Genomic DNA, 14,516 nt, shown 5'->3' with positions numbered 1-14,516 from the left:
ATGAGTCAGCAGAAAGCTCACTTAGCCTGAAATGGGCATTATGGTGTCCATTTTAATAGAAATAAGCTCAATATGGATAATATGGTATCCAAGAGAGATAAGACTGAGTGTCGAATGGTAAGCATCAGGTCTACAAATTGTTATCCCTAAGGTAACTTTGTGTAGACCTTCGGGGCTAGGCAACGTGCCTTTACCATCTCTCTGGTAAATACTGCGTGAAATACAAAGGCATCACGATATTGGTTTGTTCTAACGCTGAAGAGCCTTGTGTACCCGTTAACTTAAAGGTTTTATTTGGAGTACATTTTTCAACGTAGGATGCCAACGATTTTGCTCTTGTACGTTTACCACTTTTGACTTCCACAGGGATGATATCGCCTTTATCGGTCGCCAAAATAAATTCGATTTCGGCGCGGGCGTCATTCCATGAATAGCTTGGGTCAACGCCAATAGCTGTGAGCTCTTGTTGCACAAAGTTTTCAGCCACATAGCCTTTGTATTCATAGTTTTGTTGCTTAATCTCTTTATAACTGCTGCCCAGCATGTGATTGAGCAGGCCCACATCAAACAGAAATAGTTTAACCATATTGTCTTTTTTATAGGCCGCCAACGGAGATTTAGGTAATCCTTCAATAGGGTAGTTTGGCAAAGCTAAGCGGCAGCAGTTAAGCCAATGGATCGCGGTTTCAAAATCGCTATAACGAGATTTACGCTCATGCACATGCTTAAATTTAAAGCGTTTAACTGACTCATCGCTGACAAGTGATAGCTGGGCTGGAATGCTATTAAACACCGATTCAATCAGTGTGGCATCGACCTTGCCCGCGTACTTACCGAAATCGCGGCGATAACCTTCAACTAAATCGGCATGAATTTTTGTGACTTTTTCAACACGCTCTAGAATGCTTGAATCCTTAAACTGATACCAAGCAGAAACGGCTTCCGGCATACCACCGGTAAAAAAATAGTCGGTTAGTTTATCCATCAATTTAGTGTGCACCGCCGGTGTGCTTGCTTGACTATCAAATGCTTTGATCAGTGCTTGCTCGTTGGATGCGTAAATAAATTCTTGGAAGGTCAGTGGTCGTAAATTGTATTGTTCTACCTTGCCCACAGGGAAGGTGTTGAGCAAACCAATATTTGAACCGCTGGCTGCGACAAAATAGGACGGTGCTTTTTCGGCAAAATACTTCAGCGAAGTTACGGCTCGTTCACATTCGCCAATTTCATCTAATATCAGCAAGTCGGTGTCTGGATTGAACGCTTGGTTGGTTAACAACTCAATGTTCATTACTAGCTCGTCAGGTGACAACGAGCCATCGAACGCTTCTTTGTAAGCTGGGTTTTCAAGGAAGTCGATACGAAGGATGTTGGCAAAGGTATTCCCAAACAACTCTTGCAGTAGATAGGTTTTACCTGTTTGTCTTGCGCCATCGATCAATAATGGCTTGCGCACAGGTTGACTTTTCCATGCTATTAGGGCGTTGAGTAAGTTGCGCTGCATTGTCATTTCCCGCCAATTAAGACTGTTAACTGCCTGTAGTATAACTCAGTCTACACTTTTACGCGCAGAAAAGTGCGGAATTTTACATTTTTATGCGCGTAAAAGTGTTGTGGCGTTCTAATTGAGCAAGACTTTCCCTTTTTGAGAAAGCTTTTGGCACTCATCCCTTGGGCTTTTGGGGCAGTTTGGGCAAAGCCTTAATTCACGCCATTTAGCTACACACCAACCCTGCCCACAGAACAATTATTATTGTGGGCATTATGTAAATACTGGGGCAGCTAGCTACCTGCACCCTCAGAAAGCTGCACGATCTGAGCATTTATCTGCCTACTGCGTCCGTTTAGTGCTGGCAAACTCCTAACTGAACTTAACAGATCAGTGAGGAAGCAAACGATGAACCCAACTACACAATCACCCACAAACTCAGTACACCCAGCGCGTCAGCAGCGGATTTTGCGCTTGCCCGAGGTAAAGGCAAAAACAGGCTTTGGCCGCAGTACCATTTATGCCCTAATGGCCAATGGTGAATTTCCGCGATCCATTCGTATTGGTGCGCGTGCTGTGGGCTGGTTAGAAAGCGATATCGACCAGTGGATTGAAACCCGCCGTATCGGTGCTGCTTATGGCCGTGGATAAACCATCAGCATTAAACCAATTATCTGCCATTGATATGCCTAGCAACGAGCCAAAATTACCAGCTGGTTTTGCTTATAACGCGCAAAACTGGCTGGTGATGCAACCAACGGGGCAAGATAGCCCAGTTAAAATCTGCTCTTGGTTGCAAGTGGCTGCCCGCACCCGCGATCCGCAAGGGGACAACTACGGCTATTTATTGCACTGGTTAGACGATGACAATCGCCATCGCTATTGGGCCATGCCAGCAGAACTATTGGCCGGAGACGGCAGCGAGTACCGCCGGATATTACTCAGCCGAGGCATGCGGCTAAGTAACAGTGTCAAAGCGCGGCAGTTGCTCTCGCTGTTTATTCAACAAATGGGCGAACTGGCCACGCAAAAGGCCATCAGCGTGAACTGCATTGGCTGGCATCGCCACGCTTATGTACATCCGCGCCTCACCTTTTACCCAAGCGAACACAGCAATAACCCGCGCATGGTGCTGCAAACCATGCACCCGATAGAAGGCTTTATTCAACAAGGTAGTAGTGACAGTTGGCGGCAGCACGTTGGCCGTTATTGTCTGGATAACCCGCTATTGATTGTTGGTGTCTGCGCTGCACTGGCTGCGCCATTGTTGCACTTGTGTGGGGTGGATGGTTTTGGTTTACACCTCTACGGTGCCAGCAGTACAGGTAAAACCGCGGCGCTGTATCCGGCATTATCGGTGTGGGGCGAGCCTAATCAGCTGCGCCACAGTTGGCGTGCCACGGCTAACGGTTTAGAAGGTACAGCATTAGCGCATAACGATGCCTTGTTGGCGCTCGATGAAATGGGCGAAGTTGACCCAAAAGAGGCGGGCGATGTCGCTTATATGCTTGCCAATGGTCAGGGTAAAACACGAGCAGGCAAATACGGTGAAATGCGCTTACCCGCCCGTTGGCGTTTGGTGTTTTTATCTACTGGCGAAGTGACGCTCGAAAGCCATCTTGCCAGTATCGGCAAACGCGTAAAAGCCGGCCAGCAAGTGCGCGTGATTGATCTCAGTGCCGATGCCGGAGCGCAAATGGGCGTGTTTAACCAGAGTCATGGTATGAACGCCGCCGATTTAGCCGATCATCTAAAACAGCAAAGTCGCCAACACTACGGCTGCTTGGCTTTGGACTGGTTACGGTATTTAACGCAGCACAGCGCGCAGGTGCGACCCGTTTTCCAAAACGTACGCCAACGTTTTTTAGCTAGCTTACCAATCGAGGCTGACGGCCAAGTGCGCCGGGTCGCCGAAAAGTTTGCCTTACTGGCTAGTGCTGGGTTGTTAGCCATTCAAGCCAAAGTACTCGATTGGTCAGCCCAAAGTGTCGAAGCCGCCTGCTTAAATCAGCTTAACCAATGGATACTCGCCCGCGGTGGTGTGGCCGCCAATGAAGACCAACAAGCCATTCGCCAAGTGCGCAGCTTTATTGAGCAACATGGCGAAAGCCGCTTTACGCCCAAACAAAACGGTTACAGCAGCCAAGTACGCCAACGCGCCGGTTGGATAGACACCAGCGGCCCACAAACCCTCTACCTGTTTTACCCAACCGGCTGGCGTGAAGCCACCGAAGGCCTAAGCCCAGAACGTGCCGCCAAAGCACTGATGGCCGCAGGTTACCTAATCCCCGATGGCAACCGACCACAGCGCAAAGTCAGCCTACCTGACAACACCCGCCCGCGCATGTATTGTGTTAAAGGCAGTATCTTGGATGACTAAAAAGGCGATGAATCCTGTGTAGGCTTGTCGCCTTGCAGTAAACCGCCAGTCAACACAAGGGCTGGGCGAGGTTCAAAGTCTAACGCGGACAATACCGCTAGTGTACTGGTTGTGTACTTAGCTATTCGATACAGCGTGCTGACTATATCAGTGCCATTTCCAGTTTATGTTTGCGCTTCACCCAATCTGGTAAAGAGCGTTCGAGTAAGCGATAAAACTCTGGGCCGTGGTTGTGGTGCTCTAGGTGACACAGTTCATGAACGATCACATACTCAATACATTCTTTCGGTGCCTTAATCAGATCACGGTTTAAGGTCAGCGTTCCGCTTTTTGATAGACTACCCCAGCGCTTTTTGAGTTGCATGATTTTAATGGTTGGCTTGTTAGCATCTGAATGTTTGAATTTCTTCCAACAATCCGAAAATACTTTATTTAAATGGAAATCAGCCTTTTCTCGATACCAATCACTGAGTAGCGACTCCACATGGTCTGGTTTACCATTGGCAGACTTTACCCAAAAAAAGCCCGCTTTCAGCGCCACACCGTTGTCAGTGCCTACTTCAATTTTTAGCCGATACTTCTTGCCTAGATACAAATGGCTTTCACCACATACATATTTGCGAGAAGGGGTTCTTGGGTCAAACTGGTCAAAGTAGCGAATTTGACGTTTGATCCACCGAGCGCGCTTTTTCACCTTGGCTTCAATGGCCTCACGATCGGTGCCTTCAGGTGCTTTCACAAAAACTGATTTATCAGGATGAACTGATATTTCCAGCGACTTACGTTTAGAAAAAACCAGCTGGAAGGGGATTTCTCCCCCTCCGTATACAACCGCTAGTCTTTCAGCGCTTGCCGTTGGTATCTCAGCCTGCTTGATGGTTGACGACATCAAGAGTGCCTCCGGTACTTCGCAACTTGCATAGTTTTCTCAATGATTTCGTCCATTTGCTCTAAGCTCAGCGTCACGCCGTACTGCTCTTTGACTTCGTCATAAAGAAAATCGTCAATATCATTCATCGCCGTTTTTTGAACGTCAGTATCGTCCCAAAAATCAACTTTCCAATGATCATCAATGATCTTTTGTATTGCTAACGATGTTTGTGCCGCAATAGCATCAAGCTGAGCATCATCTAACTCGTTGAGTGTTGCCACTTGCTGAAACTGCGGCTTAATCAAACCAAAGTAGGCACACGCTTCGTCGTTCTCACGAATGCAATCAGGCATATCATCATGCTGCTTAGTGGCCACTTTGTTACGAATATCAATCACTCGGTTGAGATATTCTAAGTCTGAGATACGCTTAGCCTTAAAGTCATCAATGGCGGCTTGGATCAGCTTCGAAAACTTCTCATAAAACGCAGGGTCTTCATCCATATTCTCCGAAATGCTGCGCTTCGTGGCGTGGGCGATGGTGTCCGCTTTTGATGCCGTGGTTTTGGTTTGATAAACCCCTTGCTCTTCTTTCACGGCGGTAAACATTTTTTCATCAAAAATATTCACGGGCTCGTTAAGCTGAGTCACCTCATTAGCCTGAATATGGGTATCCAGCAGCTTTTTAATTTTCGGCTCGTAGTCGCGATAATCAATCGCCTCGGCGTAACGCAACTTAACCGCCGCCTTTAAGTTCTGAAAACGCTTTAAATCGTTTTTATAGGTTTGTAGCTTCTTCTCATCAGAGCTCATGATGAACTGCTCAGACGATAAAGCGATGGCTAAAGATTTACTGTATGCCGATAAACATTCGTAAAACTCTTCACGCAACTCGTCATCGGCCAACAACACCTCATAGGCTTCTTCGTCTTTTGAGTTTTTAACGGCTTTAAACAAATCCCATAAGTCAGAGTAACGCTGTGGCAGTTTAAACACTTCTTCGTTGATGGAGGTGAGCGTGCCTGCTAAGTCATCTTCGTCAAACCCTTCAAAGGCTTCGTACATGGTTAGGGCTTTATCCAGCTCGCCCAATACGCTGGCATAGTCGATGATATAGCCAAACTCTTTGCCTTCGTACAGGCGGTTAACCCGAGCGATGGCCTGTAATAGCGTGTGCTCTCGCAGGGTTCGGCATAGATACAGCACGGTGTTACGCGGTGCATCAAAACCGGTTAATAGCTTATCTACCACAATGAGTATTTCAGGGTCATCACCGTATTTAAACTGATTGATGATTTGCTTGGTGTACTCTTCTTCAGAGCCAAAGCGCTTCATCATTTTGTCCCAGAATTTACCTACCTCATCGGTTGGTCCTTCGTCCACTTCGTCGTGGCCTTCGCGGGTATCAGGGCCAGAAATCACTACTTCAGTGGTGACGGTGCCAATTTCATGCAAAAACTGCTGGTACTTTAATGCGGCCTGTTTACCTGGGGCAACCAGCTGAGCCTTAAAGCCGGTGCCTTGCCAGTTCGCACGAAAATGCTCGCTGATATCAAAGGCGCGCATATATATCACCTGATCGGCTTTGTTTAGCATTTCAGCGCGGGCGTATTTCTTTTTAAGGTCGGCCTTTTGCTCTTTGCTTAAATCGGCGGTGTGGCGCTCAAACCAGAGGTCGATAGCCGACTGATTCTGCTCCATCTCAATATGTCGGCCTTCGTACAGCAATGGCAATACTGCTTCGTCGGTAACCGCTTGTTTAATGGTATAGTGCGGCTCAATCAGGCCACCAAACTTGGCAAAGTTATTCTTTTCTTTTTTCAGTAGCGGTGTGCCAGTAAAGCCAAGAAAACAGGCATTGGGCAACATTTGGCGCATTCGGGCTGCCAATGAGCCAAAGTTGGTGCGGTGACTTTCATCGACCAATACAAAAATATCGTGCGATTCATCCACAAACTTCTCGGCCACCCAGCCTTTATCAAATTTGTGGATCAGTGTGGTGATCAAACCCACTTTGTTTTTCAGGTGCTTAACTAAGTTTCGGCCAGACGTGGCACGTTCGCGGCTTAAACCACAGGCCGCAAAGGTATTACCTAGTTGTTTATCAAGATCATCCCGGTCGGTAACCAAAATGATCCTGGGGTTGATAAGCTGCGGCTCTAGAGCCATAGCGCGGGTGAGCATCACCATGGTGAGCGATTTACCCGAACCTTGGGTATGCCAAATAACACCACCTTGGCGGTTTTCTTTTGCACCATTGCCTTTATTGGTCAAACGCTTAATTCGGGCGATAGTCGCTTTAATCACAAAATATTGTTGATAGCGGGCTACTTTCTTAATGCCACCATCAAACAGAGTAAAGCGATACACCAAATCTAATAAACGCTCTGGGCGGCACAGGCTGTGAATGGCATTGTCTTGTTCCGTCACCAAGCGTTTACCTTCCGCCTCTAGTGCATCAAAAAATGGCCGTGCGGCGGCAAACTCGCCACTGAATAGCTGTGCTTTAGTGTCTTCGTCTAAAACGGTATTTACGCCTTTATCGACATCGGCGGGCTTATCTTCCTGCTCCTTCCACACGCCCCAAAACTTCTTAGGTGTGCCAGCTGTGGCGTATTGGGCGGCGTTTTTATTCACCGCCAACACTTGCTGCACATAAGTAAACAGGCGCGGAATATAGTCATCACCCTGGTTACGAATATTTTGCGATACGGCTTGCTCTACATCCACTTTGGGTGATTTACATTCAATCACGCTAAAGGGAATACCATTGACAAACAGGACGATATCGGGGCGCACGGTATCGGTGCTGCGTGCACGCTCAACCGAGAACTCAGCGACTACATGAAAGCTATTGTTGCTTGGATTTTTCCAATCAATGTAATTGAGGGTAAAGCTTTTTGAGTCCCCCTCAATGGTTTGCTCCATGGCTGAGCCTAAGGTGATTAAATCGTAAATCGACTCATTGGTTTTTTGCAGGCCATCAAACTTAATATTTTTAAGCTTTTGGATCGCAGTTTGAATGTTCTCTTCGCTAAACAGATACTCGCCACCTTTATAGTTAATGCGGTTAATCTTTTTTAGCTGCTGACGTAGCACCCCTTCCAAAATCACATTTGCACTGCGCCCACCCCGTTCGGCCAAGGCCTGCTCTGGGGTGAGGTACTGATAACCCAAATTGATTAACTGTTGCAGGGCAGGAATTTGCGACAAGTACTTTTCGTTAAACTCAAAGCCCGAAGGCTCCGAGTTTGCTGCGTAATTGACTGGCGGTGTGCTCATGCGACGCCCTCCCTAGAAAGCTCCTGACAAGTCTCCTCAGAGAGGTGCTGAGAACTACCAACTTGCCACTCACCAGTAAGCAGTTTTTGCATCAGACCGCGTTTTTGGCTGCGGTATTGTTCTAAGGTCTTTTTGAGTAATCTGATTTCCTTTTGAGCAAGGTTGAGCTTGTAGGTTACGTCTTTTTGCACGTCCATTGCTGGCAATGGGATATCAATTGCGCCAAGATCTTTAAAACTGACTGTCTCACGCACGCTACCCTGAGCGCTGTTCTTAATACGTTGGCGTGCTTCACTTGAATTGAGCCAGTGCAAAAAGTAGTCGCTACATACCTTTTTTGTATCTAGTTTAAACACGACGTACATTGGGCTTAAAATGCCATTTTCCCAGTCATCAAGACGAGCAATAGAGCCCACATTGATTCGAGACGGGTTATAAGCGTATTGGCCTTGTTCAACAACTTTGTAGTTCGACACGTTTGCGCTGGCAACGCGTCGCTCAAATTGCTCTTCTGGCAACACAAAGCCACTGTGATTTGTTACGCTTAAAACACGTTCAATCGTGCTGTTTTTATTGCGTTTAGAAACCTCTATCATCAAACCTGAAGCTGCCGTACGTTTATGACCAGCTCGGTTGATCAAGTTAGAGGTTAACCACTCAAACTGCTTTTCCTTGGCCGAAATTAACGCTTCCGTTTTTTCGATGGCGTTGTCCCATACTGATATAGTGTTTACAATTCTGTTTTGAACTGCATGATCAACAGGATAAGTTATTTTTATGCGATTTAAGTCTTGTCTATTAATCTTAGGGATACCTGTTCGCATCGAAGATTTAATAGCCTGATTGTAAAATGCAGGGCTTTGCATAAAATAATAAAGATAACTCTTATTAATCTCTTCTTTAGCCCATATTGGGTACATATCCGCACTGCAAATGCCACGAAAGCTCGGTTGGCATAATTTATTCAGGTTGGGCCTAATTTTTGAGTAAATAATAGAATTTTCATCAAATACGTATTTTCCAGAAATGAGCCCCAGTTCCTCTGCTTTCTGTAGATTAATAATTCTTCCTGTATGACTTTCGATGTTTTCTGGGCCAATGTGTATTTCTCGGCAATATGGCTCTATTCTTGGATCTACTTGACCATTTGCAATAACCGCTACTTCATCGAATCGTTTTTTCTTCCAGGCGATAGTGGACTTATCTAATTTACTCATTGATCACCCTCCAACTTTTTCTGCGCACGTGCCAACTGGGGAATGCCTTTTTCGGGCGTTGGCAAATCCTCAGGCATGGTGCCGCCCAGTTCTTCAATGGTGGCACGCACTTTGGCACCTACCTCAAAATGAGTTTGGTTAGCATGGGCTTTATTGCTGACCTGATCGCGCTTTAGTTTCTCTTCCGTTTGCGTGGCGCGGAACAGGTTAGCGGCAAGCTCGGTACTGCCCATATGGTCGAGGATTTTTTGGCTCTTTTTTAAGCCTTTGTGCCGGTGAATGGCTTTGTTGTCTAACCCACCATACAAGCCTTTGTAGCCATGGTTTTGGAAAATGGCGTAGTCCAAACCCGATTCAACACCTGCATCACGGGCCGCCGCAGCCAGTTGCTTGTTGTGGTCGGCCAATTCATTGCGCAGCATTAGGCGTTTTTGGTCTTCATTTAACTGCTGAAAGCCAGTGTCATCTTGTAGCTCTTGGCGACGAGTCTGAATGGCAAAATAGGTCTGCCCATTGGCGATCACCGGCTTGCTGGCATCACCGTTTTGCACAATGAGGTAACAGGCGTAACGGGAAAGCTGATAATCACGGGTAGTTCGCTTAGCCCCCGAGCCAATATCGACCATTTTTCCCACCTGGGAAAAATGGTCTTCACTCGACTGGCCGGAGCCCTCACAAGCGATGATCGCTTTTTTGATAACACGCTCAAACTTGTCCCAAGTGCTGTAGTCAAGAACAGTCTGTAACTCTCTGGCATACCAGAACTCGTTACCTTCAGATTCATGCTTTAAGCTTTCAAAGCTGGTGTGTTCTGGTTGGGTAAGCTGCTTGTCACTCATCGCACACCTCCCACCATTTTCGTGACGTCACGCAATTGGTCTGTAGTGCCGTACTCACACTTAGACACCATTTTGTTGGCGTCAACAAAATGGTTGTTGTTTGTCATACTCATTCAGCCACCTCCGTTGTGTTGCTTTGCGCCTCGTTAGGCACGATATCCTTTAACAGTGCTGCCATTTTGCTGCGAACATCAGCAAGTTCGCTTTCAAGGGTGGTGATCTCAGCTTGCACGGCGACAATATCGACCTCAACTTCCTCTTCGAAGGTGTCGACGTAGCGCGGGATATTCAGGTTAAAGTCGTTCTCTTTGATCTCGTCAAAGGTGGCTAAATGGGCGTATTTTTCTACCTCTTCACGGGCCGTTACCGCTGCAACAATTTTGTCTAGGTGTTCATCCAGCAGGATGTTTTGGTTTTTCCCTGCTTGGTAATGATCTTTACCGCTGGCATCAACAAACAGCACGTCTTTGCGGTTTTCATTGGCACCGCCTTTTTCACGGGAGCGGTCAAATATCAGGATTGCCACGGGAATGCCGGTACTTGGGAACAAGTTACCTGGTAAACCGATGACGGCATCCAGTAGGTTTTCTTCAATCAGTTGTTGACGAATACGACCTTCGGCTGCGCCTCTAAACAGCACGCCATGAGGGACTACTACGGCAATACGACCTTCTTTTTCAACGGCGGCTTCAACCATGTGGCTGATAAAGGCAAAGTCGGCCTTTGATTTAGGTGGTAGCCCGCGCCAGTAGCGGTTGTATCTGTCAGATTCAACGTCTTCTGAACCCCATTTGTCGAGTGAAAACGGTGGGTTGGCAACCACGTTATCAAACTTCATCAGTCTGTCATTTTCGACCAACGCTGGAGAGGTGAGAGTGTTACACCATTCGATACGGGCAGAGTCAGAGCCGTGCAAGAACATATTCATACGCGCCAGCGCCCAAGTACTGCCGTTGACTTCCATGCCATAGAGTGAGTAATTGCGGTCGCCCACTTGGCGCGCAGCTTCAATCAATAAACCGGCTGAACCACAGGCAGGGTCACAAATACGCGCCCCCGATTTTGGTGCAGACAGACGCGCAACCAGCTCAGAGACTTTATGAGGGGTATAGAATTCACCGGCTTTTTTACCTGCATCGGAGCCAAAGCGCTCAATAAGGTAGATGTAGGTATTACCAATCACATCTTCAGACACGCGCGACGGGCTCATGTCGAGTGCGGGCTTGTTGAAGTCATCCAGCAAGGTTTTTAGGCGGCGGTTGCGGTCTTTGGTTTTGCCCAAGTTGGCTTCGCTGTTGAAGTCGATGTTACGGAATACGCCTTCTAACTTGGCTTTGTTCGCGGTTTCAATATGCTCTAAAACAATGTTGATCAGCTCGCCAATGTTGGGTTCGTTTTTACGCTCTAACAATGAATAGTAGTTGGCCAAAAAAGTGTCGGTAACAACGGTTTTCTTCTCTTTGGTTGCTTTGTCTTCTACTTCTTCTGTGAGTTCTACTATTGGCAGTACAAAACGCTCGCGCTCAAGCTTACGTCTGATACGGACGTCGTCGTCACCGTACTGCTTTTTATATTCTGCGTAGTGGTCATTCCATACATCGGAGATGTATTTTACGAACAGCATTACTAGGATGTAGTCTTTGTATTGCGCAGGGTCTACCGCGCCACGGAAAGTATCGCATGCAGCCCATGCTGCATTGTTGATGTCTTTTTGTTGAATCTTGTCGTTCATATCTTTAGTCATATAAATTCCTCAAATCTGGTCAGTGTCATAAAGCGGGGCAGGCTATACCGATAGCGCCCCGCTAGCTGTAAGTTAAAAGGTTAAGAATCGAGTACGGCTGATTGAGTCCAGGTAATCGACCGCCCAAATGGAGGGTAAATCGATGTACTGTCCTTTATGGTGTACCGTGCAATGACTTCACCTTGCTCGTTTAGCTCTTCACATTCATAGGTATCAGTGTCTTGGCCTTTTCGTTGCGACCACTGACTACTTACGATGTTGAGGGTATGCGACTCGGGTACACCTATTTTCTTTTTGTATTCATCACTCATAAGGGCTCCTATCCTTTAATGTCTTTTGGGTCGTTACCGTGGCTATCTTTGCGTTGTATCTGGCCGTCTTTGCCATGTACAACAAGCTCAGAACCTTCGCGCTTACTTTGCTCGCGCGCCGCAGCCTCGGCCTCTCGTTTGGTGCTGTGTACACTTGAAGCGCGTTCGGCACCGCCTTTTTTGTTTGCCCATCCATCAGGATGTGGTACGACATGTCGGGTATTGCCCTTGCTTGATGATGTATTCTTTGCCATAATTTCGGCTCCTGTTTTTTGAAATGAAACGTGGATTAAAGTTTTGCTAAAAGTGCTGTCACACTTTCGGCTTGTCTAAACCCAGTAACTGTCATTACTGGGTATTCATTGCTAAATTCATTAATATTGCGTCAGTTAACACCTCCTTTTTCTTTGCTAATGCATTCATTAGCTTCTGTTCGTTAATGGATAATTGGTAAATCTCAATGATCTTTTTCTGCACATCGAGACTAGGGACTACTATCTCCAGATCCTCAAGTGCAGGTTTACCAATCATTCTTACCGCCGTGCCTGTTGCCTTACTTTGCAATACTGCTTGTGAAGTAGGTTGATTAATAAACCAGCATAGATACGCTGGCATAACCGAATCACTTTCAACCCGAATTCGCAACAGTGGCGCAGCGATAACAGCATCGCTCAACTCTTGGTCAATCAATGCTGCCGTATTAGTTTGACCTCTAGAGCGAAATGCTAAGTCGTTATGTTTAACTCTGTGATGATCCTTTAAGTCCTGCATTGCAATCTGCACTAGCTCTTGGGCATTAACTCGGTTATCTTCAGTAAGATCCTTCATCTGAATAACAGAGATATTTCCATTAGCGTCAGGCTCAAGCTTTGACCTAAAAGAGTGTCCCATCTGTACAGAGGCAATTTTTTTCAAATTAACTTTCATTGTCACCTCAAATGCGTTGTAATGGCGTTTCTGCAACTTGTGAATAAGCTTAAGCTGAGATTCATAAGCTGTCAACTATATATTTTGCAAAAACGTCGTTACTGTAAATTTACGTTTTTTGAGTGGCGTTTGGAAATGCTTGAATTGACCAGATACCTGGCTGTATTGAGAGGGAAGAGTGGTCGTTGTCTGGTACCGACATTTATGTCGGCACCAGGTATCTTGCTGATAAAAAAGAGTTAAATATTAAGAGACATATAATCAAGCTGGTAGAGCTGTACAAAACGCAACCATCTGGAAATTCCGAATAATTTAAAGGTGAAGCCCAAGTAAAAACCTAACAGAGAACGCTCTAGCCAAAAACATCGAGCTATTTGATACTTTTGATCTTAAAATCGCACCAACAACACCCCTCCCGCTACCCTTTAGATCAGCGCCCTGTGAGGGGTTACTCTTTTTTCAGGCTTCTAATTTTTGGTACCGTAATGAGTTACGGTACCCAAACTCGCTTTCATCCACACATCATTCTCCGGCCCACAAAGGTGGTGCAGCAGCGCTAAGTTTAACTGGTGACTGATCACGTTGCAGTTTTGTTTTTGGCTTTCTTTTCTTAAACCGCTCACTAATAACCCCGTGCACGATTTTCCTATTTGTTCTGGCGTACTGGGCAGGCAAAAGGCGCGGTTTTGCTGTTTGGGGTGCAAGGTAGCGCGCTTTCCTGTTTTAGATAAAGGCGTAATGCACCAAAAAATACGGGCGTTGGCCGGTGTGTTTGCGTGCAATGTGTTGGTTTGAATCGTGCCATCACTATATGTAGGTAACAAATGTGCCGGTAACACAACCAACCCGCCTTGCGCGTGGCCTTCAACCTCAGGTAAAGGTAGCCAATACAGGTTTGGCCATTGTTCGGGGTGCTGCCATTTTTCTACGATCTCTTGCGCGCCAATGCTGTTCAGCCATTGGTGAATGGGGCAGCCTGGATGCGCTTTTTTAATGCGCGGTAACTGATAGGTCAACCAACGGGTTAAGCGTTCGGCAGCATTCTCGCACTGGCTTAATGCGGGGTAGAGGGTAAACGCGCCATGCCCAACCAGTAAAGCGACCACCTGCTGTATCCATTCTCTATCCAAATCGTTAGCACTTGCCCATAACACGTCACTTATCACCTTGTTGGTTCGTCATGCCGTCTATTTTCAGTCGTCGGGTGCAGACGCGGTGGTGAATTAGATGAAAGAAATGGCCATCAAACTCACCTGTCAAATCGGTTTTTTATGATGACCTGTGCGCGGCTAACTGATTGAAATATATCGTCCAATGCGGCTCTGTTTGGCGGCATTCAACTAGTGCAAAAAAATCGAGACGCCAAACGATCGTTTGCATTCTGGGTTTAAAAAATCAAACGGTTTGTACTTTGATGCCGAGGTTGGTTTAGGGGGAAAAAAGTGCCAAATCTTGCT

12 protein-coding genes are annotated in these 14,516 nt (G+C 46.5%); 2 read left to right on the top strand and 10 right to left on the bottom strand.

Annotated elements, in window-relative coordinates:
• Positions 1-190 precede the first annotated feature (190 nt).
• Entirely contained in the window at positions 191-1,504 is a 1,314-nt protein-coding gene (locus ABD744_RS22070; RefSeq protein ID WP_344800776.1) for an ATP-binding protein, read from the bottom strand.
• A 393-nt stretch (positions 1,505-1,897) separates the two neighbouring features.
• Between ABD744_RS22070 and ABD744_RS22065 the strand changes: the two genes are divergently transcribed.
• Both ABD744_RS22065 and ABD744_RS22060 read left to right on the top strand, forming a co-directional pair.
• Entirely contained in the window at positions 1,898-2,140 is a 243-nt protein-coding gene (locus ABD744_RS22065; protein ID WP_017043889.1) for a helix-turn-helix transcriptional regulator, read from the top strand.
• Positions 2,127-3,869, top strand: a complete 1,743-nt coding sequence (locus ABD744_RS22060) for a DUF927 domain-containing protein (RefSeq protein WP_344800775.1) — start codon at positions 2,127-2,129, stop codon at positions 3,867-3,869. Before ABD744_RS22065 ends, ABD744_RS22060 begins: the two co-directional genes overlap by 14 nt.
• 142 nt (positions 3,870-4,011) lie before the next feature.
• Here ABD744_RS22060 and ABD744_RS22055 read toward each other — a convergent pair whose 3' ends face one another.
• The 9 genes from ABD744_RS22055 to ABD744_RS22015 all read right to left on the bottom strand — a co-directional run bounded on the left by ABD744_RS22055 (position 4,012) and on the right by ABD744_RS22015 (position 14,213).
• The gene (locus tag ABD744_RS22055) at positions 4,012-4,758 is read right to left on the bottom strand and encodes a M48 family metallopeptidase (protein ID WP_276415035.1); all 747 of its coding nucleotides are present in this window, start codon (positions 4,756-4,758) and stop codon (positions 4,012-4,014) included.
• Positions 4,758-8,021, bottom strand: a complete 3,264-nt coding sequence (locus ABD744_RS22050) for a type I restriction endonuclease subunit R (protein WP_344800774.1) — start codon at positions 8,019-8,021, stop codon at positions 4,758-4,760. The genes ABD744_RS22055 and ABD744_RS22050 overlap by 1 nt, the downstream gene beginning before the upstream one ends.
• Positions 8,018-9,238 (bottom strand): restriction endonuclease subunit S, encoded by a 1,221-nt coding sequence (locus ABD744_RS22045; protein ID WP_344800773.1) that lies wholly within the window; start codon positions 9,236-9,238, stop codon positions 8,018-8,020. The genes ABD744_RS22050 and ABD744_RS22045 overlap by 4 nt, the downstream gene beginning before the upstream one ends.
• Positions 9,235-10,077: a DNA damage-inducible protein D gene (gene dinD, locus ABD744_RS22040; RefSeq protein ID WP_344800772.1), complete on the bottom strand. Its 843-nt coding sequence runs from the start codon at positions 10,075-10,077 to the stop codon at positions 9,235-9,237. The genes ABD744_RS22045 and dinD overlap by 4 nt, the downstream gene beginning before the upstream one ends.
• A gap of 109 nt (positions 10,078-10,186) precedes the next feature.
• The gene (locus ABD744_RS22035; RefSeq protein WP_344800771.1) at positions 10,187-11,821 is read right to left on the bottom strand and encodes a type I restriction-modification system subunit M; all 1,635 of its coding nucleotides are present in this window, start codon (positions 11,819-11,821) and stop codon (positions 10,187-10,189) included.
• An 80-nt stretch (positions 11,822-11,901) separates the two neighbouring features.
• On the bottom strand, positions 11,902-12,132 hold the full coding sequence (locus ABD744_RS22030; protein ID WP_005085357.1) for a hypothetical protein: 231 nt from the start codon (positions 12,130-12,132) through the stop codon (positions 11,902-11,904).
• A gap of 8 nt (positions 12,133-12,140) precedes the next feature.
• Positions 12,141-12,386 (bottom strand): DUF2188 domain-containing protein, encoded by a 246-nt coding sequence (locus ABD744_RS22025; RefSeq protein WP_005085359.1) that lies wholly within the window; start codon positions 12,384-12,386, stop codon positions 12,141-12,143.
• A gap of 94 nt (positions 12,387-12,480) precedes the next feature.
• Entirely contained in the window at positions 12,481-13,059 is a 579-nt protein-coding gene (locus ABD744_RS22020; RefSeq protein ID WP_344800770.1) for a restriction endonuclease subunit S, read from the bottom strand.
• Between the two features lie 467 nt (positions 13,060-13,526).
• Positions 13,527-14,213 (bottom strand): hypothetical protein, encoded by a 687-nt coding sequence (locus ABD744_RS22015; protein ID WP_344800769.1) that lies wholly within the window; start codon positions 14,211-14,213, stop codon positions 13,527-13,529.
• Positions 14,214-14,516 lie beyond the last annotated feature (303 nt).

Origin of the sequence: Litoribacillus peritrichatus (genome assembly GCF_039537985.1) — a bacterium.
GTDB classification, from domain to species: domain Bacteria; phylum Pseudomonadota; class Gammaproteobacteria; order Pseudomonadales; family Litoribrevibacteraceae; genus Litoribacillus; species Litoribacillus peritrichatus.
Note: the sequence above shows the minus strand (reverse complement) of the source record. Positions and strands in the feature narration are given on the sequence as shown.